Source organism: Actinomadura montaniterrae (assembly GCF_008923365.1).
GTDB classification, from domain to species: domain Bacteria; phylum Actinomycetota; class Actinomycetes; order Streptosporangiales; family Streptosporangiaceae; genus Spirillospora; species Spirillospora montaniterrae.
This window is the reverse complement of the sequence record NZ_WBMR01000139.1, coordinates 1-25860: the sequence shown is the minus strand read 5'-3', so window position 1 is coordinate 25860 and position 25860 is coordinate 1. Positions and strand designations below refer to the sequence as shown.

At 73.0% G+C, this 25860-nt stretch carries 27 protein-coding genes and 2 riboswitches; of the genes, 10 read left to right on the top strand and 17 right to left on the bottom strand.

Going from position 1 to position 25860, the window contains the following annotated elements:
- Positions 1-839: hypothetical protein (locus F9B16_RS34180; protein WP_225992196.1), on the bottom strand; the 839-nt coding region annotated here is incomplete at its 3' end.
- A 90-nt stretch (positions 840-929) separates the two neighbouring features.
- On the opposite strand from F9B16_RS34180, the gene F9B16_RS34175 reads away from it, so the two are divergent.
- Positions 930-2027, top strand: a complete 1098-nt coding sequence (locus tag F9B16_RS34175) for an L-cysteine desulfhydrase Cds1 (RefSeq protein ID WP_151544350.1) — start codon at positions 930-932, stop codon at positions 2025-2027.
- On the opposite strand, the gene F9B16_RS34170 is transcribed toward F9B16_RS34175, so the two are convergent.
- Complete coding sequence (locus F9B16_RS34170; RefSeq protein ID WP_151544349.1) at positions 2028-3326, bottom strand: M50 family metallopeptidase; 1299 nt, start codon at positions 3324-3326, stop codon at positions 2028-2030. It lies immediately after the preceding gene.
- Positions 3327-3452: 126 nt separating this feature from the next.
- Entirely contained in the window at positions 3453-4217 is a 765-nt protein-coding gene (locus F9B16_RS34165) for a FadR/GntR family transcriptional regulator (protein WP_151544348.1), read from the bottom strand.
- Between the two features lie 159 nt (positions 4218-4376).
- Between F9B16_RS34165 and F9B16_RS34160 the strand changes: the two genes are divergently transcribed.
- From F9B16_RS34160 to F9B16_RS34120, 9 genes are all read left to right on the top strand, one after another.
- Positions 4377-5906 carry an amino acid permease gene (locus F9B16_RS34160; protein ID WP_225992195.1) on the top strand — a complete coding sequence of 510 codons (1530 nt, stop codon included), beginning with the start codon at positions 4377-4379 and terminating at the stop codon, positions 5904-5906.
- Between the two features lie 22 nt (positions 5907-5928).
- Positions 5929-7284 carry a glutamine synthetase family protein gene (locus F9B16_RS34155; protein WP_151544347.1) on the top strand — a complete coding sequence of 452 codons (1356 nt, stop codon included), beginning with the start codon at positions 5929-5931 and terminating at the stop codon, positions 7282-7284.
- Positions 7285-7298: 14 nt separating this feature from the next.
- Positions 7299-8663, top strand: a complete 1365-nt coding sequence (locus tag F9B16_RS34150; RefSeq protein WP_151544346.1) for an aldehyde dehydrogenase family protein — start codon at positions 7299-7301, stop codon at positions 8661-8663.
- Between the two features lie 36 nt (positions 8664-8699).
- Positions 8700-9464, top strand: coding sequence for a 3-oxoacyl-ACP reductase (locus F9B16_RS34145; RefSeq protein WP_151544345.1), 765 nt, complete (start codon positions 8700-8702; stop codon positions 9462-9464).
- 124 nt (positions 9465-9588) lie between these two features.
- Positions 9589-9954 carry a hypothetical protein gene (locus F9B16_RS34140; RefSeq protein ID WP_151544344.1) on the top strand — a complete coding sequence of 122 codons (366 nt, stop codon included), beginning with the start codon at positions 9589-9591 and terminating at the stop codon, positions 9952-9954.
- A 224-nt stretch (positions 9955-10178) separates the two neighbouring features.
- A riboswitch (glycine riboswitch) is annotated at positions 10179-10274 on the top strand.
- 4 nt (positions 10275-10278) lie between these two features.
- Positions 10279-10378, top strand: a riboswitch (glycine riboswitch).
- 74 nt (positions 10379-10452) lie between these two features.
- A complete protein-coding gene (gene gcvT, locus F9B16_RS34135) occupies positions 10453-11547 on the top strand; it encodes a glycine cleavage system aminomethyltransferase GcvT (protein WP_151544343.1) in 1095 nt (364 codons plus the stop codon).
- A gap of 62 nt (positions 11548-11609) precedes the next feature.
- Complete coding sequence (gene gcvH, locus F9B16_RS34130) at positions 11610-12014, top strand: glycine cleavage system protein GcvH (protein WP_151544342.1); 405 nt, start codon at positions 11610-11612, stop codon at positions 12012-12014.
- A 1-nt stretch (position 12015) separates the two neighbouring features.
- Positions 12016-13272 carry a serine hydroxymethyltransferase gene (locus F9B16_RS34125; protein ID WP_151544341.1) on the top strand — a complete coding sequence of 419 codons (1257 nt, stop codon included), beginning with the start codon at positions 12016-12018 and terminating at the stop codon, positions 13270-13272.
- A gap of 60 nt (positions 13273-13332) precedes the next feature.
- Complete coding sequence (locus F9B16_RS34120; RefSeq protein ID WP_151544340.1) at positions 13333-14706, top strand: L-serine ammonia-lyase; 1374 nt, start codon at positions 13333-13335, stop codon at positions 14704-14706.
- 54 nt (positions 14707-14760) lie between these two features.
- Here the strand turns inward: F9B16_RS34120 and F9B16_RS34115 are convergent, their stop codons facing one another.
- From F9B16_RS34115 to F9B16_RS51435, 14 genes are all read right to left on the bottom strand, one after another.
- Positions 14761-16428 carry a serine/threonine-protein kinase gene (locus F9B16_RS34115; RefSeq protein WP_151544339.1) on the bottom strand — a complete coding sequence of 556 codons (1668 nt, stop codon included), beginning with the start codon at positions 16426-16428 and terminating at the stop codon, positions 14761-14763.
- 117 nt (positions 16429-16545) lie between these two features.
- Entirely contained in the window at positions 16546-16992 is a 447-nt protein-coding gene (locus F9B16_RS34110; RefSeq protein WP_151544338.1) for a winged helix-turn-helix transcriptional regulator, read from the bottom strand.
- A 21-nt stretch (positions 16993-17013) separates the two neighbouring features.
- Positions 17014-18177 carry a thiolase family protein gene (locus F9B16_RS34105; protein ID WP_151544337.1) on the bottom strand — a complete coding sequence of 388 codons (1164 nt, stop codon included), beginning with the start codon at positions 18175-18177 and terminating at the stop codon, positions 17014-17016.
- A 397-nt stretch (positions 18178-18574) separates the two neighbouring features.
- Entirely contained in the window at positions 18575-19180 is a 606-nt protein-coding gene (locus tag F9B16_RS34100) for an alkaline shock response membrane anchor protein AmaP (RefSeq protein ID WP_225992194.1), read from the bottom strand.
- Positions 19181-19789: a DUF6286 domain-containing protein gene (locus tag F9B16_RS34095; protein WP_151544336.1), complete on the bottom strand. Its 609-nt coding sequence runs from the start codon at positions 19787-19789 to the stop codon at positions 19181-19183. It abuts the gene before it with no gap.
- The gene (locus tag F9B16_RS34090) at positions 19786-20220 is read right to left on the bottom strand and encodes an Asp23/Gls24 family envelope stress response protein (protein ID WP_151544335.1); all 435 of its coding nucleotides are present in this window, start codon (positions 20218-20220) and stop codon (positions 19786-19788) included. Before F9B16_RS34090 ends, F9B16_RS34095 begins: the two co-directional genes overlap by 4 nt.
- Positions 20217-20411, bottom strand: coding sequence for a hypothetical protein (locus F9B16_RS34085; protein WP_151544334.1), 195 nt, complete (start codon positions 20409-20411; stop codon positions 20217-20219). The genes F9B16_RS34090 and F9B16_RS34085 overlap by 4 nt, the downstream gene beginning before the upstream one ends.
- Positions 20408-20677, bottom strand: a complete 270-nt coding sequence (locus tag F9B16_RS34080; RefSeq protein WP_225992193.1) for a hypothetical protein — start codon at positions 20675-20677, stop codon at positions 20408-20410. The genes F9B16_RS34085 and F9B16_RS34080 overlap by 4 nt, the downstream gene beginning before the upstream one ends.
- A gap of 413 nt (positions 20678-21090) precedes the next feature.
- Positions 21091-21588 (bottom strand): Asp23/Gls24 family envelope stress response protein, encoded by a 498-nt coding sequence (locus F9B16_RS34075; RefSeq protein WP_404800540.1) that lies wholly within the window; start codon positions 21586-21588, stop codon positions 21091-21093.
- 153 nt (positions 21589-21741) lie between these two features.
- Positions 21742-21927, bottom strand: a complete 186-nt coding sequence (locus tag F9B16_RS34070; protein ID WP_151544332.1) for a hypothetical protein — start codon at positions 21925-21927, stop codon at positions 21742-21744.
- A gap of 62 nt (positions 21928-21989) precedes the next feature.
- A complete protein-coding gene (locus tag F9B16_RS34065) occupies positions 21990-22661 on the bottom strand; it encodes a response regulator (RefSeq protein ID WP_151544331.1) in 672 nt (223 codons plus the stop codon).
- Positions 22658-24274 carry a sensor histidine kinase gene (locus F9B16_RS34060; protein ID WP_151544330.1) on the bottom strand — a complete coding sequence of 539 codons (1617 nt, stop codon included), beginning with the start codon at positions 24272-24274 and terminating at the stop codon, positions 22658-22660. The genes F9B16_RS34065 and F9B16_RS34060 overlap by 4 nt, the downstream gene beginning before the upstream one ends.
- Before the next feature lie 834 nt (positions 24275-25108).
- Complete coding sequence (locus tag F9B16_RS34055) at positions 25109-25660, bottom strand: hypothetical protein (protein WP_151544329.1); 552 nt, start codon at positions 25658-25660, stop codon at positions 25109-25111.
- A 2-nt stretch (positions 25661-25662) separates the two neighbouring features.
- On the bottom strand, positions 25663-25860 hold a 198-nt coding region (locus F9B16_RS51435; protein ID WP_192809128.1), incomplete at its 5' end, for a DUF6286 domain-containing protein.

Genomic DNA, 25860 nt, shown 5'->3' with positions numbered 1-25860 from the left:
CGGGCGGCGGCCTTGCGGGCGGCGCGGGCCAGCCTGCGGCGGCGGGCGCGCTCGGCGGCGTCGGCGCTGCGCTGCAGCAGCTCCGGCGGGATGAGGTCGTGCCGGCCCGCGATGAACTCCTGCACCCAGATCTTCGCCCGGATCAGCGGCCGCCGGAACCGGACCTCCCGGCGCACCGCCCGCTGGTACTTGCGCGACTCCGGGCCGTACAGCCAGCGCGACCACGGCGACCCCGGACGCGCCACCCGGATCGCGCCCACCACCAGCAGGACGGGCAGGAACAGCCCGATCAGGCCCGTCCAGATCTTGCCCTTCAGCAGCGTGATCACCGCGAGGACGAGGTTGGCGACGGTCGAGGCGAAGTACGCCTGCGCGAGGGCGCTGCCCGCCGGGTCCGGGACGGCGTCGGCGAACCCGAACGGGCGGATGCCGAGCAGCAGCAGCCCGGTGACGGCGATCGCGACGAACACGGCGTCGACGGACGCGCGGCCCTTCTCCGTCCAGTAGACGTCGCTGAGGTGCAGCAGCAGCGCGAACTCGTCCAGCACGAGCGCGGAGCCCGCCCCGAACACGACGGCCGCGGCGCAGTCCAGCGCGACGTAGGCGTCCGGCGTGGCGAGGCTCGCGATGCCGCCGACCAGCATCAGCACCACGCCGAACACGACGTGGTGGACGTGGGTGTCGCCGGCCCGCACGTTGCCGAACCAGCCGCTCACGTTCGCGCGGATCAGCCGGACGATCACCCGCGTCAGCACGAACGTGAGGATGAACGCGGTGAAGAAGCCGAACAGCGGCAGCCGACCGGTCTCCACGATCCGGTGCCGGAAAAGGTCGATCATGTGTCCCCCTGCTGGGCACCATAATGCCCGGTGACATGCGCCGATATCGTGGGACCCGGCCGATCGACGAGGATCGAGGGGAACATCACCGTGAGCCGTACCGCCGACCGCTGCGACCCCGGGTGCCGGGCCTGGATCGCCGAGGCGATCCGCAAGGTCGAGGCCGACGCCAACCGCAGCGCCGACACGCACCTGCACGTGTTCCCGCTGCCTCCGGAGTGGGGCATCGACCTGTACCTCAAGGACGAGTCGGTGCATCCGACGGGGTCGCTGAAGCACCGGCTGGCGCGGTCGCTGTTCCTGTACGGGCTGGCGAACGGCTGGATCCGCGAGGGAACGGTGATCATCGAGGCCTCCAGCGGGTCGACGGCGGTGTCGGAGGCGTACTTCGCGCGGCTGCTCGGGCTGCCGTTCGTGGCGGTGATGCCCGCGTCGACGAGCCCGGAGAAGATCGGCCTCATCGAGTTCTACGGGGGCCGCTGCCATCTCGTGGACGACCCGTCCTCGATCTACGACGAGTCGCGGCGGCTCGCGGCCGAGTGCGGCGGGCACTTCATGGACCAGTTCACCTACGCCGAGCGGGCGACGGACTGGCGCGGCAACAACAACATCGCCGAGTCGATCTTCGAGCAGATGCGGCTGGAGCGGTTCCCGGAGCCGTCCTGGGTGGTGGTCGGCGCCGGGACGGGCGGGACGTCCGCGACGATCGGCCGGTACGCCCGGTACCGGCGGTTCCAGACGCGGCTCGCGGTGGTGGACCCGGAGGGCTCGGCGTTCTTCGGGTCGTTCGCCGACGGCGACCCGGAGCGGACCGCGGCGGGCTCGCGGATCGAGGGGATCGGCCGCCCGCGGGTCGAGCCGTCGTTCCTGCCGACGGTGATCGACCGGATGATCCAGGTGCCGGACGCGGCGTCCGTCGCGGCGATGCGCTGGACGAGCCGGGTCAGCGGCCGGGACGTCGGCGGGTCGACGGGCACCAACATGTGGGGCGCGGCGGAGCTGATCGCGCAGATGCGGGCGCGCGGCGAGCGCGGCAGCGTGGTCACGCTGATCTGCGACGGCGGCGAGCGGTACGCGGGCACGTACGGGTCGGACGTGTGGCTGGCCGCGCAGGGCCTGGACATCGGCCCCTACGAGGCGGCGCTGGACGCGTTCCTGAAGACCGGCGAGATGCCGGTCACCGTGTGATCAGCCCTTGAACCGGATCGGGTTGAACACGTCGGCGTAGATGAGCAGGCCGCCCATGACGATCAGGACGGCCGCCATCACGTAGGTGACGGGCAGCGCCTTGGCGACGTCGACGTAGCCGGGGTCGGGCTTGCGGAAGACCCGGGCGAACGCCTTCTTCAGCGCCTCCAGCAGCGCGCCGGCCATGTGGCCGCCGTCCAGCGGGAGCAGCGGGACGAGGTTGAACAGCCCGACCGCCAGGTTCAGCGAGCCGAGCAGCATGACGAAGTACCAGACCTTCTCGGTGGTCGTGAGGGTCTTGGAGGCGGCGACGTCGCCGCCGATGCGGCTGACGCCGACGACGCCGACCGGGCCGTTCGGGTCGCGCTTCTCGCCGCCGAACGCGGCGTTCCAGACGCCGACCATCTTCTGCGGCATCCGGACGAGCGCGCCGACGGTGTGCTCGGTCATCGACCCCATGGCGTCGGCGACGGCGCCGGGGCCCTGCCGCTGCATGGCCTGGGTGGGGGTGATGCCGAGGAACCCCACGTTGACGATCTTGGTGTCGTCGTTGAGGTCGTACATCTGGTTGCGGGCGATCGGGACGGTCAGCGCCATGTCGTGGCCGTCGCGCCGGATCACCACCGGGACGTTCTGCCCGCCGGAGTCGCGGATCAGCTTCCGGAGCTGCTCATAGTCCTTGATCTTGTGGCCCTGGAAGGACACGATCCGGTCGCCGGGCCGCATCCCGGCCTGGTGGGCGGGGGTCGGGGTGGCGCCCGCGGGGCAGCTGGTCGCGTTGGACTGGCTCGCCGGGACGACGCACTCGGAGACGTCCTGGATGACGGGCTGCTGGGTCTGCTTCCCGATGCCCATCAGCAGGATCGAGAAGAACACCACCGCGAGCACCAGGTTCATCGCGGGGCCGGCGAACATGATGATCAGCTTCTGCCACCACGGCTTGGCGTAGAAGACCCGGTCGCCGTCGTCCGGCCGCACCTCCTCGAGCGCCGCGCCGCGCGCGGACTCGATGAGGCCCTGCCAGGGGCCGGTGCTGATCCGCCGGACGGTGCCGGGGGCGTCGCCGCGGCGCGGCGGCAGCATCCCGATCATGCGGATGTAGCCGCCGAGGGGGATCCACTTCACGCCGTACTCGGTCTCGCCCTTGCGCTTGGACCACATCGTGGGCCCGAACCCGACCATGAACTGGGTCGTGCGCACGCGGAACAGCTTGGCGAAGCTGAAGTGGCCGAGCTCGTGCAGCGCGATGGACGCCAGCAGGCCGAAGAACAGGATCAGCACTCCCGCCAGCCAGCCCATGCGTCATGCCCCTCCGTCGTGCACCCCGCGCACCGAGGGGTGGCCTCCAGCAACCACCTCAGACTACGTCAACGCGCCGCATTCGCGTTCAGCGCAACGGGCGACGGCTACGGAGGCGGGGCCCGGCTACCCCAGGAAGCCGCGGAGGAGGGCGGCGGTGCCTTCCAGGTGCTCGGCGACGGCGCGGCGGGCGGCCTCGGGGTCGCCGGCGAGGATCGCCTCGACGATGGCGGCGTGCTGGACGGCGGCGTGCTCGATGTTGCGGCCGAGGACGGGGATGGCGTTGAGCAGGTCGGTGACGCGCATCCGGGCGTCGGCGCAGGCGGCCGACAGCAGCGCGGACCCGGTCATCTCGGCGATGGCGAGGTGGAACAGGGTGTCGAGGCGGCGGTACTCGTCCGGGCCGGCGGCGTTCAGCTCGGCGAGGCGGCCGCGCAGCCCCGCCCGCTGCTCCGGCGACAGCCGGGTGGTGGCGAGGATCTGCGCCGCGCCGGTCTCGACGGCCATCCGGAAGGTGAGGGTGTCGTTGAGGCCGTCGCCCATCTGGGCGAGGGCCCGCCTGAGGTCGGACTGCCGGGGCTTCGGGCGCTCGTAGGTGACGAACGTCCCGCCGAAGCGGCCGCGCCGCGACTCGACGTAGCCCTCCTGCTGGACGGCCCGGATCGCCTCGCGGAGCGTGACGCGGCTGACGCCGAGGAGCGGCGCCAGCTCGCGTTCGGGCGGGAGCCGCTCCCCGCGGTCGACGACGCCCAGCTTGATCGCCTGGAGGAGCCGCTCGACGGTCTCCTCGAAGGCGTTGCCGGCCCGGACGGGGCGGAACACCGCCGCCGCGGCGAGGTCGGGAACGCCCCCGGCGTCGGGCGCGCGGGGGTCAGGCTCGGGTGCGGGCATGACCGTCCTTCGGTCCGCGGGGGGCTTCCGGCTCCACGTTACATGTGCGTTTCGTCGTCGTTCGGGGGGTTGACGCGGACCCCTCCGCAAACATTAATGGTCTGTCATTAGCCCATTGCGGCTGTGTCGAAACCCCCCGTGGCACGCGAGGAGGTGCTCGTGAGCATCGACGAGCACAAGGCATCCCCCGACCCCATGTCCGACGACGAGAAACGGCTGCACGAGCTGGGCTACGCCCAGGAACTCAGCCGGTCCATGTCCGGCTTCTCCAACTTCGCGGTCTCGTTCACCATCATCTCGGTGCTGTCGGGCTGCCTGACCTCCTACACCATCGGCCTCAAGGGCGGCGGCCCCGTCGTCATCACCTGGGGCTGGCTCGGCGTCGGCGCGATGACGCTGCTGGTCGCGCTGGCGATGGCCGAGGTGTGCTCCAGCTACCCGACCGCCGGCGGCCTGTACTACTGGGCCGCCAAGCTCGCCCCGTCGAACGGCCCGGCGTGGTCGTGGTTCACCGGCTGGTTCAACTTCATCGGCCAGGTCGCGGTGACGGCCGCGATCGTCTACGGCTCGGCCGCGTTCCTGAACCCGCTGCTGGACCTGCAGTTCTCCTACGACGTGACGCTCGGCCACACGTTCCTGCTGTTCGCGATCCTGCTGGTCGTGCACGCGCTGCTGAACCAGTTCGGCGTGAAGATCGTCTCGGTGCTGAGCAGCGTCAGCGTGTGGTGGCACGTGCTCGGCGTCGCGTTCGTGGTCGGGGTGCTGGCGGTCAAGCCGTCGCACCACCAGTCCGCCGGGTTCGTGTTCACCAAGTTCGTCAACGAGACGGGCTGGCAGTACGGCGCGTACGCGGCGCTGATCGGCCTGCTGCTGTCGCAGTACACGCTGACCGGGTACGACGCGTCCGCGCACATGACCGAGGAGACGCACGACGCGGCGCGGTCGGGGCCGAAGGGCATCGTGAACTCGGTGCTGATCTCGGTCGTGGCGGGCTGGGTGCTGCTGCTCGGCGTCACCTTCGCGATCCAGGACTACGGCGAGGCCGTCAAGGACGGCCCGGCCGGGATCTTCATCGCGGCGACCGGCGACACGATGGGCAAGCTGCTGATCCTGGTCTCGTTCGGCGCGCAGTTCTTCTGCGGGATGTCGTCGGTGACGGCGAACTCCCGGATGATCTACGCGTTCTCGCGGGACGGGGCGCTGCCGTTCTCGTCCTTCTGGCACCGGATCAACAAGCGCAGCCGGACGCCCACCAACGCGATCTGGCTGGCCGCCGGCGGCGCGTTCGTCCTGGCCCTGCCCGCGATCTGGAACCTGACCGCGTACTTGGCGGTGACGTCGGTCGCGGTGATCGGGCTCTACATCGCCTACGTGATCCCGACGTTCCTGCGACTGCGGCAGGGCAAGGACTTCAAGGCCGGGCCCTGGAGCCTCGGCAGGTGGAGCAGGCCGATCGGGACCCTCGCGGTGGTCTGGGTCGTCGTGATCTCGATCCTGTTCGTCCTGCCGCCCGCGAACCCGATCACCAAGGACAGCTTCAACTACTCCCCCATCGCGATCCTCGTCGTGCTCGGCGGCGCGGGGCTGTGGTGGGTCCTGTCGGCCCGCAAGTGGTTCACCGGCCCGAAGGTGCAGGGCAGCGCCGAGGAGCTGGCGGCCATCGAGCAGGAACTCCAGTCGCTGGGCTAGCGCCCGTTAGGAGACCGGGAACGTGACCACATCGCTCACCCTCGACGAACTGCGCGAGGAGGCGGCGGAGGGCCGGATCGACACCGTGATCGTGGCGATCGCCGACATGCAGGGGCGCCTGCAGGGCAAGCGGCTGTCGTCCCGCTACTTCCTGGAGGAGGTGGCCGGGCACGGCTCGGAGGGCTGCAACTACCTGCTGGCCGTCGACGTCGACATGAACACGGTGGACGGCTACGCCATGTCGTCCTGGGAGCGGGGCTACGGCGACTTCGTCATGCGCCCCGACCTCGGGACGCTCCGCCGGATCCCGTGGCAGGAGGGCGCGGCGCTGGTCCACGCCGACATCGTGTGGGAGGACGGCTCCGACGTGGCGCCCTCGCCCCGGCAGATCCTGCGGCGCCAGCTCGCCAGGCTGGCCGAGCGGGGCTGGGGCGCCTACGTCGGGACCGAGCTGGAGTTCGTCGTCTACCAGGACTCCTACGAGGACGCCTGGCGGAGGGCGTACCGCGACCTGACCCCGGCCAACCAGTACAACGTGGACTACTCGCTGCTCGGGGGCGCCCGCGTCGAGCCGCTGCTGCGCCGGATCCGCAACGGCATGACCGGGGCGGGGATGTACGTCGAGTCGGCCAAGGGCGAGTGCAACCTCGGCCAGCACGAGATCGCGTTCCGGTTCGACGAGGCGCTGCGGACGTGCGACAACCACGTCCTGTACAAGACCGGCGCGAAGGAGATCGCCGCCCAGGAGGGCATGTCGATCACCTTCATGGCGAAGCCGAACGAGCGCGAGGGCAACTCGTGCCACGTGCACATCTCGCTGCGGGACGCCGACGGGACGCCGGTCCTGGCCGGGGACGGCCCGCACGGGCTGTCGAAGATCGGCGAGCACTTCATCGCGGGCCAGCAGGCGTGCCTGCGCGACTTCACGCTGCTGTACGCGCCGAACATCAACTCCTACAAGCGCTACCAGCCGGGCTCGTTCGCGCCGACCGCGATCAAGTGGGGCGTCGACAACCGGACGTGCGCGCTGCGGCTCGTCGGGCACGGGCCGTCGCTGCGGATCGAGAACCGGGTGCCGGGCGGCGACGTCAACCCGTACCTGGCGGTGTCGGCGCTGGTCGCGGCGGGCCTGCGGGGCATCGAGAACGAGCTGCCGCTGGAGGAGCCGTACGCGGGCAACGCGTACGCGACCGACGCGGAGACCGTCGTGCGGACGCTCCGCGACGCGGCCGCCGACTGGGAGCGCAGCTCCCTGGCCGTCGACGCGTTCGGCAAGGAGGTCGTCGAGCACTACGCCAACTGCGCCCGCGTGGAACTCGACGCCTACGACCGCGCCGTCACGGACTGGGAGATGTTCCGCGGCTTCGAACGCCTGTGAGCGAAGAGGGGGAAATGAGCGAGTTCGAGGTTCTGAATCCGGCGACCGAGGAGGTCGTGGAGGTCGTCGCGCTGGCGTCGGCGGACGAGACCGACGCGGCGGTGGAACGAGCCAAACGGGCGTTCCCGGCGTGGCGGGACGTGGCGCCGGGCGACCGGGCGCGGCTGCTCCGGGCGTTCGCCGACAAGGTCGGCGAGCATCTGGACGAGCTGGCCGCGCTGGAGGTCCGCAACGCCGGGCATCCGATCGGGCAGGCGCGCTGGGAGGCCGGCAACCTGCGGGACGTCCTGCACTACTACGCCGCCGCGCCGGAGCGGCTCACCGGGCGGCAGATCCCGGTGCCGGGCGGGGTGAACGTGACGTTCGCCGAGCCGATCGGCGTCGTCGGCGTGATCGTGCCGTGGAACTTCCCGATGCCGATCATGGGCTGGGGCATGGCGCCGGCGCTCGCCGCGGGCAACACGGTGATCGTCAAGCCCGCCGAGCTCACCCCGCTGACCGCGCGCCGCGTCGGGGAGCTGGCGCTGGAGGCGGGGCTGCCGGAGGGCGTGCTGCAGGTCCTGCCGGGCGCCGGGCCGGTGGCGGGCCGGCGGCTCGTCGACCACCCGGACGTCCGCAAGATCGTCTTCACCGGCTCCACCCGGGTCGGCAAGGAGATCATGCAGGCGTGCGCGCCGGGCGTGAAGCGGCTGACGCTGGAACTCGGCGGCAAGTCCGCGAACATCGTCTTCGCGGACGCCGACCTGGAGAAGGCCGCCGCGACCGCCCCGTACGCGGTGTTCGAGAACGCCGGCCAGGACTGCTGCGCCCGCTCCCGGATCCTGGTGGAACGCCCCGTCTACGACCGGTTCCTCGAACTGCTCGAACCGGCCGTGCACGGCGTCGCCGTCGGCGACCCGAGCGACGAGAAGACCGAGGTCGGGCCGCTGATCAGCGCCGCGCACCGGGACCGGGTCGCCTCCTACGTGCCGGACGGCGCGCCCGTCGTGATCCGCGGCTCCGCGCCCGAGGGCCCCGGCTTCTGGTTCCCGCCGACCGTCCTCGCCACCCCGGACCACGCGGCGCTCCCGGCCTGGCACGACGAGGTGTTCGGGCCGGTCGTCACCGTCGTCCCGTTCGAGGACGAGGCCGACGCCTACCGGATCGCCAACGACACCCCCTACGGGCTGTCCGGCTCCATCTGGACCCGCGACGTCGGCCGCGCCCTGCGCGCCTCCCGCGCCGTCGAGGCCGGGAACCTGTCGGTGAACTCCCACTCGTCCGTGCGGTACTGGACGCCGTTCGGCGGGTTCAAGCAGTCCGGCCTCGGCCGCGAGCTGGGCCCGGACGCGCTCGGCGCGTTCACCGAGACCAAGAACGTCTTCATCGCCGGCGAGTAGCCGGCGAGTCCCCCGCCAGTGACAGGAGAGAGCAGCATGCAGCGTCTGGAAGGCCGGGTGGCCGTCGTGACCGGCGGCGCCAGCGGCATCGGCCTGGCCACCGCGCGCCGTTTCGCCGCCGAGGGCGCGACGGCCGTCATCGCCGACGTCGACGAGACCGCCGGCAAGAGCGCCGCCGACGAGCTCGGCGGCCTGTTCGTCAAGGTGGACGTGACCAGCGAGGACGAGGTCGAGGCCCTCTACCGGACGGTCCAGGACGCCTACGGGCGGATCGACGTCGCGTTCAACAACGCGGGGATCTCCCCGCCCGACGACGACTCGATCCTGGAGACCGGCCTGGACGCCTGGAAACGCGTGCAGGACGTCAACCTGACCAGCGTCTACCTGTGCTGCAAGCACGTCATCCCGTACATGCTGGAGCAGGGCAAGGGGTCGATCATCAACACCGCGTCGTTCGTCGCGGTGATGGGCGCGGCGACCTCGCAGATCTCCTACACCGCGTCCAAGGGCGGCGTGCTGGCGATGTCGCGGGAGCTGGGCGTGCAGTTCGCGCGGCAGGGGATCCGCGTGAACGCGCTGTGCCCCGGCCCCGTCAACACCCCGCTCCTGCAGGAGCTGTTCGCCAAGGACCCCGAGCGGGCGGCGCGGCGGCTCGTCCACGTGCCGGTGGGGCGCTTCGCGGAGGCGTCGGAGATCGCCGCGGCGGTCGCGTTCCTGGCGTCGGACGACGCGTCGTTCATCACGGCGTCGGAGTTCCTGGTGGACGGGGGCATCTCCGGGGCCTATGTGACGCCCCTCTAGGGTGCCCGCTATGAGGCGCGGTGCTAACCGGGCCGCGTTTTCTTGGCACGCCCGTCGGTAGGCGCACGCGCGGGTTTCTGCGCATCATGGCGCTTTCCACCCCGGTCTCTGGAGAAGTGATCCTGTGAAGCGCAGTCTCGTGGCGGTCCTGGCGTTGTCGCTCGCGCTCGGCGGATGCGGCGGCTCGGACGGCAAGAAGAGCACCGCCTCGTCGTCCACCGCCGCGGCGCCGGCCCCCGCGGCGTCGTCGCCCGCGCCGTCCGGGGGCGCCGGCGCCGCGAAGGGCAGCGCCGTGCCCACCGCGCCCGGCGGGAACGGGACGGCGCAGGCCGCCCAGAAGTTCAACGACTGCGTGCGCAAGCACGGGATCACGATGCCCAGCCCGCACCCGAGCTCCACGCCGTCGAAGGCCGAGCTGGCCAAGATCAAGGCCGCGCTCCAGGCGTGCGTGAAGGCGATGTCCGGCACCCCCGCCGCCACGCCCAGGTAGGCTCGCGACCGCCGGCAGGGTTCTGCCCAGCCACGCGCAAGCCTGGACCGCCGCGATCGCGAGCGAAGCCGGATTCGAGCGAAGCGAGAATCCGATCGCGCAGCGAGCCCCTGGGCGAGCCGGAGCGATGCAGCGATCGCACGCAGCGCCCGCCGAAGGAAGGCGCCCCGGCGCCTGACGCCTAGGGCGCTGCAATGAATACTGCTAGCCTTGCGGAACGCCGTTGATCCCGTGCGGGAGAGTTCCACGCAGCCGGCGTGGGACGCCGAAGGAGCAAATCCTCCCCGGAACCTCTCAGGCCCACGGACCGCACGGACCAGGCGACCTCTGGAAAGCGGGGACCCCGTCCCCCGCCGAAGGTGAAAGCCCGCGCCGCGTCCCGTCCGGGGCGGCGGGTGAAGCTCTCAGGCGCCGATGACAGAGGGGGAGGCACCGATACGCCCGGTGCGCGAGTGGGACGATGGACCACGCGCGCCCCGTGACGAAGGAGCCGAACCGATGTCCGCCGATCCGACCGCGAAGAAGACGCCGCTGCACGACGTCCACCAGGACCTCGGCGCGAACCTCGTCGATTTCGCGGGCTACCTGATGCCGCTGCGCTACGCGAGCGAGACCGCCGAGCACCAGGCCGTCCGCACCGGCGCGGGCCTGTTCGACCTGTCCCACATGGGAGAGATCTTCCTGTCCGGCCCCGGTGCCGCCGCGGCGCTCGACCACGCGCTGGTCGGGAACCTGTCGCCGATGGCGGTGGGCAAGGCCCGGTACACGATGATCTGCGACCCGGACGGCGGCGTCCTCGACGACCTGATCGTCTACCGGCTCGCCGACGAGACCTGGATGGTGGTCGCGAACGCGGCGAACGTCGCGGTGGTCCGGGAGGCGCTCACCGAGCGGGCGGCGGGCTTCGAGGCCGCCGTCGACGACCGCTCCGACGCCTACGCGCTGATCGCCCTGCAGGGCCCGCGGTCCCAGGCGATCCTCGAGGGGTTCACCGGCGCGCCGCTCGCCGGCCTGCGCTACTACGCGATCCTCGCCGACCGCGTCGCCGGCGTGGACGCGCTGATCGCCCGCACCGGCTACACCGGCGAGGACGGCTTCGAGCTGTTCGTGGACGCCGCCGACGCCGTCGCGCTGTGGAAGGCCCTCGCGGCCGTCGACGGCGTCGTGCCCGCCGGGCTGTCCGCGCGCGACACGCTCCGCCTGGAGGCCGGGATGCCGCTCTACGGCAACGAGCTGACCCGGGAGACCACCCCGTTCGAGGCCGGACTCGGCCGTGTCGTCAAACTGGACAAGGCGGTCGACTTCGTCGGGAAGGCGGCGCTGGCGGCGCAGGCGCAGACCCCCGCGGGCCGTAGGCTCGTGGGACTGGTGGCGCGCGGGCGTCGCGCGCCCCGGAAGGGGTACCAGGTCGTCGCGCCGGACGGCACGCCGTGCGGCGTGGTGACCAGCGGCGCCCCGTCGCCCACACTGGGCACGCCGATCGCCATGGCCTACCTCGACAGCGGCGTCGGGGAGGCCGGCCTCGCCGTGGACGTGCGCGGCAGGCAGGAGCCGGTCGACGTGGTGGCCCTGCCGTTCTACAAGCGTTCCTGACAACACAGTCGTCCGGGGGTGTGGGGGCCCGGCCCCCACAAGGGATAGAGAGAGAAAAGAACGTGAGCGTTCCGGAGCAGCTCCGCTACAGCGAAGAGCACGAGTGGGTGGCCGGCCTCGGCCCTGCCGGTTCAGAAGCAGAGGACGGCATCGTCACCGTCGGCATCACCGCGCACGCCGCCGACGCGCTCGGCGAGATCGTCTACCTCGAGCTGCAGCCCTCGGAGGGCGACACCGTCGAGGCCGGCGAGGCGTGCGGGGAGATCGAGTCGACCAAGTCGGTCAGCGACCTGTACTCGCCGGTCAGCGGCGAGATCACCGCGATCAACTCCGCGGTGGTGGACGAGCCCAAGGTGATCAACGACGACCCGTACGGGGAGGGCTGGATCTTCAAGGTGCGGATCTCCGACGAGCCGGGCGACCTGCTGGACGCCGAGGCCTACGACAAGCTGACCGAGGAGAGCTGACGTGGGCCTGTACGACTCCCTCGCCGCGGCCGACCCGGAGGTCGCCGCGGCGGTGGACGCCGAGCTGCGCCGCCAGCAGTCCACCCTCGAGATGATCGCGTCGGAGAACTTCGCGCCGGTGTCGGTGCTGGAGGCGCAGGGCTCCGTCCTGACCAACAAGTACGCCGAGGGGTACCCGGGCAGGCGGTACTACGGCGGCTGCGAGTTCGTCGACGTCACCGAGCAGCTCGCGATCGACCGCGCCAAGTCCCTGTTCGGCGCGGAGCACGCGAACGTGCAGCCCCACAGCGGCGCGCAGGCCAACACCGCGGTCTACTTCGCGCTGCTGCAGCACGGCGACACGATCCTCGGCCTCGACCTCGCGCACGGCGGGCACCTCACCCACGGGATGCGGCTGAACTACTCCGGCAAGGTGCTGAACGTGGTGCCCTACCACGTCCGCGCCGACGACGGCCTGGTCGACATGGACGAGGTCGCCTCCCTCGCCGCCGAGCACCGGCCGAAGATGATCGTGGCGGGCTGGTCGGCGTACCCGCGGCAGCTCGACTTCGCCGCGTTCCGCGAGATCGCCGACTCGGTCGGCGCGCTGCTCATGGTGGACATGGCGCACTTCGCGGGGCTCGTCGCGGCGGGGCTGCACCCGTCGCCCGTCCCGTACGCCGACATCGTCACCACCACGACGCACAAGACGCTCGGCGGCCCGCGCGGCGGCCTGATCCTCGCCCGCGAGGAGTACGGCAAGAAGATCAACTCGGCGGTGTTCCCGGGCATGCAGGGCGGCCCGCTGGAGCACGTGATCGCCGCCAAGGCGGTCGCGCTGAAGATCGCCGCGTCGGAGGAGTTCAAGGCCCGGCAGGCCGTCACCGTCGAGGGCGCGAAGATCCTCGCCGAGCGGCTGCTCGCCGAGGACTCGGCGAAGGCCGGCGTGAAGGTGCTGACCGGCGGCACGGACGTGCACCTCGTCCTGGTCGACCTGGTGGACTCCGAGCTCACCGGGCGCGACGCCGAGGACCGGCTGCACGAGATCGGCATCACCGTCAACCGGAACGCGGTCCCGAACGACCCGCGCCCGCCGATGGTGACGTCCGGCCTGCGGATCGGCACCCCGGCCCTCGCGACCCGCGGCTTCACGGCCGAGGACTTCGCCGAGGTCGCCGACGTCATCGCGCTGGCGCTGCAGCCGTCCTTCGACGCCGGCGCGCTGTCGGCGCGGGTGAAGGCCCTCGCCGACAAGCACCCGCTCTACCCGAACCTGTAACTTCTCCGCGCCCCCTTCCCCGCGCGGGAAGGGGGCGCGCGCTACGACGAGGTAGCACCCATGGCCATCAGCGTTTTCGACCTCTTCAAGATCGGCATCGGCCCGTCGTCCTCGCACACGGGCGGTCCCATGGCGGCGGCGCACCGGTTCGCCCGCGGCCTGCACCGGGACGGCCTGCTGGAGCGGACCGCGTCCGTCCAGGCGGTCCTCTACGGCTCCCTCGGCCTCACCGGGAAGGGCCACGGGTCCGACAAGGCCGTCATCCTCGGCCTCGAAGGCGACAAGCCCGAGACCGTCGACGTCGACGGCGTGGACGACCGGCTCGCCGTCGTCCGCGAGCGCAAGGCGCTGCGCCTGTTCGGCTCGCACGACGTCCCGTTCGCCGTCGGCGAGCACCTGGTCTTCGAGCGGAAGGAGTCGCTGCCGGGCCACCCGAACGGGATGCGCTTCACCGCGTTCGACGCGTCCGGCGACGAGCTGCGCTCCAAGGTGTACTACTCGGTCGGCGGCGGCTTCATCGTCGACGAGAACGCCACCGGCGCCGACCGCATCAAGCCGGACGACACCGTCCTGCCGCACCGCTTCGACACCGCCGCCGAGCTGCTCGACCGCTGCCGCGAGACGGGCCTGTCCATCTCCGCGCTCATGCTGGAGAACGAGAAGGCGTTCGGCCGCACCGAGCAGGAGATCCGCGACGGGCTCCTCACGCTGTGGCACGTCATGCGGGCCTGCGTGACCCGCGGCTGCACCCGCGAGGGCCTCCTGCCGGGCGGGCTGAAGGTGCGGCGCCGCGCCCCGCAGCTGCACCGCCAGCTGTCGGCGGAGAAGGCGTCAGACCCGCTGCACGCGATGGACTGGGTCACGCTCTTCGCCCTCGCCGTCAACGAGGAGAACGCCGCCGGCGGGCGCATCGTCACCGCCCCCACCAACGGCGCCGCCGGCATCATCCCGGCCGTCCTGCACTATCACGACCGGTTCGTGCAGAACGGCGACGACGGGAGCGCCGTCCGGTTCCTGCTGACCGCCGGCGCGATCGGCGTGCTGTTCAAGCAGAACGCCTCGATCTCCGGCGCCGAGGTCGGCTGCCAGGGCGAGGTCGGGTCCGCCTGCTCGATGGCCGCCGCCGGGCTCACCGAGGTCCTCGGCGGGACGCCCGAGCAGGTCGAGAACGCCGCCGAGATCGGCATCGAGCACAACCTCGGCCTCACCTGCGACCCCGTCGGCGGCCTCGTCCAGGTCCCCTGCATCGAGCGCAACGCGGTCGGCGCCATCAAGGCGATCAGTGCCGCCCGCATCTCGCTGCGCGGCGACGGCCGCCACTTCGTCTCCCTCGACAAGGCCATCAAGACCATGCGCGACACCGGCCGCGACATGCTCGACAAGTACAAGGAGACCTCGCGCGGCGGCCTCGCCGTCAACGTCATCGAGTGCTGACGGGCGGCCCGCTCGTTGTTGGGCCCTCCGCGGGGCGGAGAGGCGTGCCACCGGCTACAGGGTCTTGTCGAGGGCGAGCTGGGCGGCGCGGCGCAGGGCTCCCCGGTAGCGGTCGTTGATGCTCTGCGCGGAGCAGGAGGCGGTGGCGATGACGTTGCCCTTGCGCGCCACGACCTCGGCCCACGAGCTGTTGGTGAGGCCCTCGCAGCTCTCCTCGCCGACGCCCGTCCCCGTGCCGGGCGTCCCGGAGCAGCCGAAGTTCGTCCCGCCGTGCAGCGCGTTGCGCGCGTCGTCGATCCCCTTCCGCGGGTCGTCGCGGTTGTAGAGGTCGAGCTGGATCTGGAAGGTGTCCGTCGGCGGGAACAGGTTCGTACCGAAGGCGCAGAGCTTCCACTCCCCGTACTGGTCGGCGTTGTCCCGCGGGATGCGCTTGCCCTTCGCGGCGCCCATGTCGGCCAGGACGCGCTTGCCCGCGCTCGAGTCGTAGATCGAGCACACGTCCGCCGGGAGGGACGACACGGCGGAGGCGTCCTTGTGGCGCATCACCTGCCGCGCCACGATGATGCCGCCCGCCACCATCGCCGCGACGACCGGCAGCGTGATGGCGACCACCAGCCACGGCCAGACGCGGCGGCGCTTTCCGCCCGCGGGATGGGCCTGCTGCGGCCATCCCGGCGGTGCCGTCCACGGCGCCTGCTGCGGCATGGTGCCGGCGAACCCGGACGCGGCAGGCGGTGCGGCGGGCGGAGGGGGCACGGACGCGAAAGCCGGGTCCGCGGATGCGAGAGGCGGGGCCCCGGGTGCGGCGACGGGCGGCAGCGCGGACGCGGGCGGCGGTGGCGGTGCGGACGACGCGGCGGCGGGCGGCGGTGGCGGTGGCGGTGCGGACGACGCGGCGGCGGGCAGCGTGTCGACGGGCTGCCAGGCGGTCCGCGCCGTCAGCCGCGAGATCACCTCCGCGGCCGTCGGCCGCTCGTCGGGATCCTTGGCGAGGCAGGACGCGACCAGGTCGCGCAGCCATCCGTCCAGGCCGGACAGGTCCGCGTCCTCGCTGAGGATCTGGTGGAACAGCGCCTGCACACCGTCCCGCGCGAACGCCGGATGCCCGGTCGCGGCGAACACCATCGTCGCGCCCCAGGCGAACACGTCCGCCGCCGCGGTGGCGGGGCGCCCCTCGATCTGCTCGGGCGCCATGTACGCCGGCGTCCCGATCGGGCCCCCGGTCAGCGAGGACGTGCCGTCCAGATCCCGCGCGATCCCGAAGTCGATGACCCGCGGGCCGTCCGGGCCGAGCAGCACGTTGTGCGGCTTGAAGTCGCGGTGTACGACCCCCGCCGAGTGGACGGCGGCGAGCGCGGTCGCCGTGTCGATCGCCAGCCGCTCCAGCGCAGCGCCCCGCCGTGGCCCCTCCGCCTTCACCGCGTCCTGCAGGGACGGGCCGTCCACGTACTCGCTGACCACGTACGCGGGGGCGGGATCCAGCCGGACGTCGAGGATCCGCACCGTGCAGAAGCGCGCGACCCGCCCCGCCGTCTCGACCTCCCGGCCGAGCCGCCGCAGCGCCTCATCGTCCAGCCCCCGCAGCACCTTGACCGCGACCCGCTCGCCGCCGGGCCCCCGCCCGAGGTAGACGACGCCCTGACCGCCCTCGCCGAGCCGCCCCTCCAGCTCCCAGGAGCCGACGTGCGTGGGATCACCGGCCTTCAGCGGCATCGCAGACATCTCGCACCTTCCTGCAGATGCCCCCTCTTCTATCGCATTCCGGGGCCTTCCTGGCGCCGATGCCCGGCCCGCGCAGGCGGCGTCACGACCGGGCGGCGGGGCCGTGCCGGGTGCGGGTCAGGCGGTGAGGGTGCCGCGGCCGGTGGGCGAGTGGGCGCCGGTGCGGGCCTCGTTGCCGCAGTGCCGGCAGATCACCATGGGGCTGAGGGTCTCGCCGCAGGAGTGCTGCCAGCGGACCGGCGGGTCGTCCGGGTGCAGGTGCCGGTCGCCCCACGCCATCAGCACGATCAGCACGTCGCACAGCTCCCGCCCCGCCGCCGTGAGGTGGTACTCGTAGCGGACGGGGCGGTCGCTGTAGCGCTCGCGGCGGACGATGCCGTTCGCCTCGAGCTTGCGGAGCCGGGCCGTGAGGATGTCGCGGGCCGCCCCCGTGTTGCGGGCGATCCGGTCGAACCGGCGGACGCCGTGGCTCAGCTCCCGGATCGCGAGCAGGCTCCAGCGCTCGCCGACGATGTCGAGGGTGTCGGCGATGGAGCACTCGCGGGGATGGGCGTCCTTCGGCATACCCGGAAGCCTAACCGCCGGTCACAGCCGCTCGACGATCGTGGCGTTGGCGAGGCCGCCGGCCTCGCACATCGTCTGCAGGCCGAAGCGGCCACCGCGGTCCTCCAGGGCGTGCAGCAGCGTCGTCATGATGCGGGCGCCGCTGGCGCCGAGCGGGTGGCCGATGGCGATCGCGCCGCCGCGGACGTTGACGCGCGCGAGGTCGGCGCCGGTCGCGCGCTGCCAGGCGAGCACGACCGGGGAGAACGCCTCGTTCACCTCGAACAGGTCGATGTCGTCCAGCGTCAGGCCGCCCCTGGCCAGCACCTTCTCCGTCGCCGGGATGATCGCCGTCAGCATGAGCAGCGGGTCGTCGCCGGTCACCGCGAACGCGTGGAAGCGGGCGCGGGGCCGCAGGCCGAGCCGTTCGGCGACGTCCGCGCCCATCACCAGGACGGCGGCGGCGCCGTCGTTGATCGGGGACGCGTTCCCGGCGGTGACCTTCCAGGCGATCTCGGGGAACCGCGCCGCCATCCGCTCGTCGTGGTAGGCGGGCTTGAGGCCGGCGAGGATCTCCGGCGACGTGCCGGGCCGGACGGTCTCGTCGCGCTGCCCGGTCCAGGCGACCTCGCGGTCGAACTCGCCGTTCTTCCACGCCTCGGCGGCGCGGCGGTGCGACTCGTAGGCGTAGGCGTCGAGCTCCTCGCGGGACAGGTCCCACTTCGCCGCGATCAGTTCCGCGCTGATGCCCTGCCCGACGAGGCCGTCCGGGTAGCGCTCCTTGAGCATCGGGCCGAACGGGTCGCTGCCGGGCAGCACGCTCGAGCCCATCGGCACCCGCGACATCGACTCGACGCCGCAGGCGATCGCGACGTCGTACGCGCCGCTCTGCACGCCCTGCGCGGCGATGTGCAGCGCCTGCTGGGACGAGCCGCACTGCCGGTCGACGGTCATGGCCGGCACGGTCTCGGGGAACCCGGCGGCCAGGACGGCGGTCCGGGTGATGTTGACGGCCTGGTCGCCGACCTGCGTGACGACGCCGCCGACGACGTCGTCCACCTGGCTCGGGTCGATGCCGGCCCGTTCGACCAGCGTCCTGAGCGTCCGCGCCAGCAGGTCGGCCGGATGGTCGGTGTGCAGCGCCCCGCCCGGCTTGCCCTTGCCGACCGGCGTGCGCACCGCTTCCACGATCACCGCGTCCCGCATGACCACCTCCGTTGTGTTCTCCAACTTACTGCCCAGTATTTCCCCAGTGGGTTGGAAAACACAACCCACTGGGGAGAGAAGAACCCGGGGGCGCGGCGTCGCCGCCGCGCCCCCGGGTCTTCGGGCCGCTCTAGCGGGAGGGGCCCATGCCGTGGTCCGTCTGTTCCCTCCATGCGTCGAAAGGCCCCTTGGAGCCGCCCGGAACCAGCAGGTCGATCAAGTGAGCCTCCTCAGTCCCTCGACGTCATGTTCTCTATCAAGGACGCTAGTCGGACAAAACGCCATGCACGCCCAACAAGCCCCAAAGGTGTCACCAAACGTCAGAGCAGCGTCTCCGGCGCGAGGTCTCCCCGCGTCAGAGCGGCGTCTCCCCGCGTCAGAGCGGCGGCTTCGCGCGTCAGAGCAGCGTCTCCGCGCGGTCGCCCTTGACCAGCCGCAGCCGCACCACCGCCGGCACCGCCTCGCGGCCGAGCGCCGCCGCCAGCCGCGGCATCCCCTCCTCCTCGATGCGGCGCCGCAGCTCCGCCGGATCGGCGCGGCGCACATACGCGACGTTCAGCCGCAGCTCCGGCCGCCGCGACGAGCCGATCAGCCGGGCCCGCGCCGTCCGCACCCCCGGGTACTCCCCGACCTCCGACTCCAGCGCGTCCGTCACCGCCTTGCCCGACAGGCGCGTCCGGCCGCCCGAGGGATCCGGCTCCATCGCCAGCCCCGGCAGCCGTCCCGTCCGGCCCTGCGCCAGCAGCCAGGCCAGCCCGAGCAGCGCCAGGACGATCACCGCCGCCGCCACCGCGGGCCAGAACCAGCCGTGATCTGCGGCGTACCGCCGGACGGTGCCGCTGAACACCCGGCCCGTCGCGCGGTCGTGGCCGAACGCGCCGGCCCCCCGCGCCAGCCCGGCCCCGCCCGCGGCGATCATGACGGCCCCGACCAGCACCAGCCCCGTCCGGTTGAGATGCGCGGGCCGCCGGTTCATCCGGGCCCTCGCGGTCCCGTCCCCCATCTAGGCCTCCTTGTGCCGCATCCGCACCTTCACGGTCCGGACCCGCAACGGCCGGATCCGCTCCAGGCACGCGCGCACCGCTTCCGCTACCCCGTCCTCCAGCCCGTCCGGGTTCCGCACCGGCGTCTCCGCGACCACCGTGACCCGCCTCGGCCGCAGCCGCACCCGCCGGACCCGCGCCACCCCGGTCGCGTCCTCCGCCGCCGCCGCGATCGCCCGGCACAGCCCGCGCCTGCTGACGCCCATCACCACGTCCGGCACGCGCCCGTGCAGCGGCACGACCCGCGACCGTCCCGGCAGCAGCCCCGCCAGCAGGAACACCAGCCCGACCAGCACCAGCCCGCCGCTGATCGCGCGGACCTCCCAGCCGTCCCACCGGACGTCCAGCAGCTCCCGGTACGCGACGACGTGCAGCGACGACCCGACCAGCGCGGACAGCACGTCGATCGCGGCGATCACCGACGCCGCGGTCAGCATCAGCGCCGCGAGCGTGCCGATCCGGACCCGCCGCGACCGGAACGCGTGCCGCGCCGCCCGGTCCGCCCGCCGCTCCCCGGACGTCCGCGCCCCTCGCGCCGGCACCCGCCGGTGCCCGGCATGCGTGATCATGAGACGGTCCTCCCGCCGTCGGGCCGCTCCAGCTCGGCCACGTCGATGTCCACCTGCCGCACGGTGAGCCCGGTCAGCGCCTCGACCCGCGCGCGGACGCCGGCGCGCACCTGCCGCGCCACGTCCCGCACCGGCATCGGGTACGCCACCGACACCGCCACCCTCGCCGTGACGACCTTCCCGTGCACGCGCACGTCGGTGCGGGCCGCGCGGCGCCCCGGCAGCCCCACGCCGAGCACCGACCGGTCGAGCCCGCCCGTCCCCGCCGTCTCCTCGGCCGCCTTCGCCACGATGCGCGCCACGACCCGGTCGCTGATCGTCGTCCGCCCCCGCTCCCCCGGCGGCCGGACCGGCTCCCCCGGCCCGCGCGCCTCGCCCCGGACGCCGTCGCGCGCCTCGCCGGGCGGGGCGGGCCGCTCGTCCGAGGTCATCGGGGCCGCCTGCTGGTGTTGAACGAGAACAGCTGCCGGATGTCGAGGTTCCCCTCGATCGCGCGTCCCGTCAGGAACCCGAGGCAGCCGAGGAACAGCACGATGAAGAACGGGCCGAACCCGCCGAACGCGCCCGCGAACCCGAGCGCCACCCCGAAGGCCAGGCCCACCAGCGGCCATACCGGAATCATGTCGCGCTCCCTTCGGCGATGTCCCCGATCAGGACGTGCACCGGACGGTCCCCGGCGAGCGGGCGCACCGCCCGCCGCACGTCCTCCGCGGTCTCCGGCAGCGGCCGCTCCACCCGGGCCACCACCCCGACCTCGATCTCCGCGTCCCGGACGGCGACGCCGGCGAGCGGCCGTCCCGCCCGGTAGGTCATGATCCGCGCCCGCGGCCCGGAGGTCAGCCCCGCCACCGACCGGCAGCCGGACGCCGCCTCCGCGACCCGCTCCACCAGCCGCCCCTTGCCACCGCCGCCCTCACCGCCCTCCCGCGCCACACCAGCGCCCGCCCCCGCGGCCCCCCGCCGCGCGCCGCCGTGAGCCCCGGCGTTCCCCCGTGCCCCAGCGCCACCCGACGCGCCCGCGCCATGCGCCTCGACGTTGCCCTGCCTCCCAGCGCCGTCCGACGCGCCCGCGCCGTGCGCCTCGGCGTTTCCCCGCTGCTCAGTGCCGCCGGACGCGCCCGGGCCGTGCGCCTTGGCGTTTCTCTGCGTCTCGGCACCGCCGGAGGTGCCCGGGGCGGCAGGGCCGCGGGCGGGGTCTGTTTCTCTTGCTGGCCGGCGGGCTTGTGCGCCGGCGGCGGGCGGTGGCGGCTGCTCCGGCGGGGGCGCCTGCCCGCCGGGCCGTGTTCTGCGGGTCCGGGCCGTCATAGCACCCGCGGACCCGTCGGCTGCTCGGACTCCTCGCGGTCGTCGTCCGGCAGATGGATGTCGTCGACCGTGATGTCGACCTCCACGACCTCCAGCCCGCACATGTGCTCCACCTGCCCGATCACGTTGGAGCGCACCGCGTTGGCGAGATCGGGGATCGAGGCGCCGTAGTCGACGACCAGGTCGATGTCGATCGCCGCCTGCCGCTCGCCCACCTGCACCCCGACGCCCTGCGTCGGGTCGGCGGCCACGCCCGGCAGCCGCTCCTTCACCGAGCCGATCGTCCGGCTCATCCCCGCGCCCATCTCGTGCACCCCGCCCACCTCGCGGGCCGCCATGCTGGCGATCTTGGCGACCACCACGTCGGCGATCTCGGTGCGGCCGCCCGACGTCACGAGCTCGCTCACGCCGCCGGCACGGGCGCGGCGCAGCCCCTCCTCCGGCCGGTCCTGCGTGGCGACCGAGCCGTCCCTGCGTCCCTCGTCCTGGCTCACGGTGTCCCCCCGATGCGTCGGCAATGTGCGATTGATGCTCACCGCACCTCACCCCAAACCCGTCGGGACGGACGAATGGCCAGGTCAACAGGGTTTTACATGCGAAACGGGGGCCGGCGGCGCAGTGCCGCCGGCCCCCGCCGCGAAGGGCCGCTACCCTTTGAACATCGCGCGCATCTTCCGGGCGGCGTCCCCCGGCTTGACCTTGCGCGGCTTGTCCCCCGCGCGTCCGGCGTCGTCGGCGGCCTCCCCGGTGCGGGCCGTACGGGCCTCGCCCCGCTCGTTCCTCCGCTCCGGTTCGGCGGTCCTGCGGTCCACCTTGTCGTTCAGGTCACCCACGACAACTCCCCCGATGTCGCTGACGGATCGTTCGTCCCCTAGGTACCCCGCGGCGCGCCCGTCTACCCCGGGTAGAAACGGACCTCCGGCCGGCCGACCTGCCCGTAGTGGGGACGGCGCGTCGCCAGGCCGTTCTCCGCGAGGTACTCCAGGTAGCGGCGCGCGGTCACGCGCGACACCCCGGCGAGGTCCGCGGCCGCCGCCGCCGACACCCCCTCCGGCGCCCCCGTCAGCACCTCGGTGATCGCCTGGAGCGTCTCCCCGCTCATCCCCTTCGGCAGCGACCGGTGGTCGGGCGTCCGCAGCGTCGCCAGCATCCCGTCCACGTCGGCCTGCCCCGACACCTCCCCCGACCCCACCAGCTGCTCCCGGTACCGCGCGTACCGGACGAGCTTGTCGCGCAGCGACGCGAACGTGAACGGCTTCAGCAGGTACTGGACGACGCCGACCGACACCGCCGAACGGATCACCGCGAGGTCCCGCGCCGACGTCACCGCGATCACGTCGACCTCGCTGCCCCCGGCCCGCAGCGCCCGGCAGACCGTCAGGCCGTGGGTGTCGGGGAGGTAGAAGTCCAGCAGCACGACGTCGACGGGCGTCCGCTCGCAGAACCGCAGCGCGTCCGCCCCCGAATGCACCACCCCCGCGACCGCGAACCCCGCGACCTGCTCGACGTACGAGCGGTGCGCCTCCGCCGCGACCGGGTCGTCCTCCACCACCAGCACCGAGATCATCGGGCGTCCAGCGGCAACCGGACGGTGAACACCGCACCGTCGTCCCCGCCGCCGTCGCCGGCGACCTCCACCGTCCCCGCGTGCCGCCGGACCGCCCGCCCGACCAGCGCCAGGCCGAGCCCGTGCCCCACCGGGCCGCCGGACGACTTGGTCGTCCAGCCGCGCCGGAACATCTCCGGGACGTCCGCCGGATCCACCCCGGGGCCGCTGTCGGCGACCTGCAGCACGAGCCGCCCGTCCTCCCGATGCACGCTCACCCGGACCCGCGGCGGCCGCACCCCCGCGTTCTCCACCGCCGCGTCCACCGCGTTGTCGATCAGGTTTCCGAGGATCGTGACCAGGTCCCGCGGCTCCACCACCCCGTCGATGGCGGTGTCCTCGGTGATCTCCAGCTCGACACCCCGCTCCGCCGCCTCCGCGGACTTGCCGAGCAGCAGCGCCGCCAGCACCGGCTCCGCCACCGACCCGACGACCCGGTCCGTCAGCCGCTGCGCCGCCGCCAGATCCGCCGTCGCGAACTCCACCGCCTGCTCCGGCCGCCCCAGCTCCACCAGCGACACCACCGTGTGCAGCCGGTTCGCCGCCTCGTGCGCCTGCGACCGCAGCGACTCCGCGAACCCCCGCACCGTGTCCAGCTCGCCCGTCAGCCCCTGCAGCTCCGTGTGGTCCCGCAACGTCACCACGTTGCCCATCGCCCGGTCCCCCGACCGCACCGGCGACGTGTTGACGACCAGCACCCGCGTGTCCCCGACATGGATCTCGTCCGCGCGCGGCTCCGGCGACGTCATCGACGCCACCAGCTCCTCCGGCAACCCCAGCTCACCGACATGCCGCCCGCCCGGACCGTCCGCCGGCAGATCCAGCAGCTCGCGCGCCGCGTCATTGCACAGCACCACGCCGCCCCCGCGATCCAGCAGCACCAGACCCTCCCGGACCGCGTGCAGGATCGCCTCGTAGTACTCGAACATCCCCCGCAGCTCCCCCGGCGCCACCCCCCGCGTCTGCCGCCGCAACCGCGCCGCCACCAGGTAGCTCCCGCCGATCCCGATCGCCAGCACCATCACCGCGACCCCCACCACCACGAGCAGCCGCCGCCGCAGCTCCGCCGAGATCGCCCGGATCGTGATCCCGACCGCCACCAGCGCCACCACCCGGTGCCCGTCCCCGAACACCGGCACCACCGTCCGCACCGACGGACCCAGCGTCCCGGTATAGGTCTCGGTGAACTCGTGCCCCGCCAGCGCCCGCGCCGTGTTCCCGACGAACCGCCCCCCGATCCGCGCCGGATTCGGATGCGTGAACCGGATCCCCGCCGGACTCATGATCGTGATGAAGTCGACGCCCGTGTCATGCCGGATCCGCTCGGCGTACGGCTGCAGCACCCGGCTCGGCACCGGCCCAGCCACCGCCGCCCGCACGTCCGGCGCGTCCGCGATGCTCTCCGCCAGCGCCGTCACCGTGTGCGCCGCACGCTCGTCCGTCGCCCGCCGCGCGTCCAGATACGCGAGCGTCGCGCCGACCCCCACCAGCAGCGCCACGATCGCCGCCTGCAGCGCCAGCAGCTGCCGGGCCAGGCTCCAGCGCCCGGGCGCCGCCCAACCGGGACGCCGCATCCCACCCGCACCTCTCGTCTCGGCCGTTCCCCCGAGGTTCCGCCGTGAACGAAATGTACACAACCGTGACCGTTACCAGAAGATCGCGCATAGTGACGGGTGCATGCCCCGCGACCTGCACGGCTTCCGTGTGCGCGGGCGCCCATCGTGTGCATGCGTCCGCTCCGCGGCGCAGGGGCGCCTGCCCGAGCGCGGGCACCCGTCCGGGGCCGGACGCCGCCCCCGCCCGGCGCGGCCCCGGACGGGTGTGTCGCGTGTTTATTTGCATTGCCCTCGGCGGTCGGGCCCTGGGGGCCCTCCCTTCAACGGGCAATGCGTGCGATCGCAGCATCGCTCCGGCTCGCCCAGGGGCTCGCTGCGCGATCAAGTTCTCGCAGGCTCGAACTTGGCTTCGCACGCGATCGCGACGGCTCAGCTCGTCGCGTGGCTGAGCCAAAACCCCCGCCCGTTGCGGTCGGCGCTTCCGTACAGGCTCGCACCTCGCCCGGCGTCCAGCTCGCCGCCGCTCAAGCTGGGCTCTGTTGCGTGGCTGAGCCAAAAACCCCCGCCCGTTGCGGTCGGCGCTTCCGCACAGACTCGCACCCCGCCCGGCGTCCAGCTCGCCCCCGCTCAAGCTGGGCTCTGTTGCGTGGCTGAGCCCCCGCCCGTTGCGGTCAGCGCTTCCGCACAGGCTCGCACCCCGGCCCCGGCGTCCAGCTGACGGCTCGCCCCGCGCTGGCCTGGTAGCTCGGTACCGCGCGGGGCTTGGGAACGAGCGCGGACACCGGGTGCCGTCGCCGGGTGCGGGTGGTCCCTTGGTCGGGACGTGTGGGGCTTGGGTTGTGGTGGCGCGGGTCAGGCGGTTTCGGGGTGGGGGACGCGGGGGCGTTTCTGGTGTTGCGGGAACGCCAGGCGGAAGCGGACGATCGCCTTCAGGTCCGGCATGCCCAGGGCGCGGCGGTACCGCTCGATGGGGCCCGCGCCGAGCTCGCCGTAGACCTCGCTGAGCAGCGCGTCGCCGGCGCAGGTCACGTGCATGACCAGGCGGGGCCGGTTGGCGGTGCCGGTGAGGCGGATCCGGACGTCCTGGACGTCCGGGAGCTCCTTGGCCGTCTTGACGAGGACGTCGGCGGCGGCGCGGGCGTGCGCGCGGGTCTGCGGGTCGAGGTCGGGCCACCGCAGGTGGACGACGGTGCGACCCTGCACGACCAGCCACAGCTGGCCGGCGAGCGCCAGTATCTCGGCGACGCCGGCGGCGGCGGGCAGGAACCACGGGCTGCCGGCGGCGAAGCGCACCAGCGCCGGGTCGAGCGGCGGGTGCCCGGCGAGGCCGGACGCGCCGAGGGCGAGGGCGGACGCGCCGCACAGCAGCAGCAGGGCGCCGGTCACCGCGATCGGGATCCTCATTGTCAGTCCTTCCGCCAGCCGAGCCGGACGTCGACCAAGGGACGGTGCATCGGCTCGATCCGGTCGAGGCGCGCCGCGACCGCGGTGTGCACCAGTTCCTCGAGGTTCGCCGGGTTGCGGTAGTGCGTGACGGCCCGGACGATCAGCCGGCGGCGGAGCACGCCGAGGCCGCGGGCGCGGGCGCGCTCGATGCCGGGGAC

Coding starts and splice junctions, on each gene's coding strand:
- F9B16_RS34085 (WP_151544334.1), bottom strand. CDS start 20,411: ATGATTCCGGTATGGCCGCTGGTGGGCCTGGCCTTCGGGGTGGCGCTC.
- F9B16_RS34145 (WP_151544345.1), top strand. CDS start 8,700: ATGCAGCGTCTGGAAGGCCGGGTGGCCGTCGTGACCGGCGGCGCCAGC.
- F9B16_RS34105 (WP_151544337.1), bottom strand. CDS start 18,177: ATGCGGGACGCGGTGATCGTGGAAGCGGTGCGCACGCCGGTCGGCAAG.
- F9B16_RS34095 (WP_151544336.1), bottom strand. CDS start 19,789: ATGATCACGCATGCCGGGCACCGGCGGGTGCCGGCGCGAGGGGCGCGG.
- F9B16_RS34100 (WP_225992194.1), bottom strand. CDS start 19,180: ATGGGGGACGGGACCGCGAGGGCCCGGATGAACCGGCGGCCCGCGCAT.
- F9B16_RS34065 (WP_151544331.1), bottom strand. CDS start 22,661: ATGATCTCGGTGCTGGTGGTGGAGGACGACCCGGTCGCGGCGGAGGCG.
- F9B16_RS34115 (WP_151544339.1), bottom strand. CDS start 16,428: ATGTCTGCGATGCCGCTGAAGGCCGGTGATCCCACGCACGTCGGCTCC.
- F9B16_RS34110 (WP_151544338.1), bottom strand. CDS start 16,992: ATGCCGAAGGACGCCCATCCCCGCGAGTGCTCCATCGCCGACACCCTC.
- F9B16_RS34090 (WP_151544335.1), bottom strand. CDS start 20,220: ATGACCTCGGACGAGCGGCCCGCCCCGCCCGGCGAGGCGCGCGACGGC.
- F9B16_RS34165 (WP_151544348.1), bottom strand. CDS start 4,217: ATGCCCGCACCCGAGCCTGACCCCCGCGCGCCCGACGCCGGGGGCGTT.
- F9B16_RS34150 (WP_151544346.1), top strand. CDS start 7,299: ATGAGCGAGTTCGAGGTTCTGAATCCGGCGACCGAGGAGGTCGTGGAG.
- F9B16_RS34170 (WP_151544349.1), bottom strand. CDS start 3,326: ATGGGCTGGCTGGCGGGAGTGCTGATCCTGTTCTTCGGCCTGCTGGCG.
- F9B16_RS34120 (WP_151544340.1), top strand. CDS start 13,333: ATGGCCATCAGCGTTTTCGACCTCTTCAAGATCGGCATCGGCCCGTCG.
- gcvT (WP_151544343.1), top strand. CDS start 10,453: ATGTCCGCCGATCCGACCGCGAAGAAGACGCCGCTGCACGACGTCCAC.
- F9B16_RS34060 (WP_151544330.1), bottom strand. CDS start 24,274: ATGCGGCGTCCCGGTTGGGCGGCGCCCGGGCGCTGGAGCCTGGCCCGG.
- F9B16_RS34055 (WP_151544329.1), bottom strand. CDS start 25,660: ATGAGGATCCCGATCGCGGTGACCGGCGCCCTGCTGCTGCTGTGCGGC.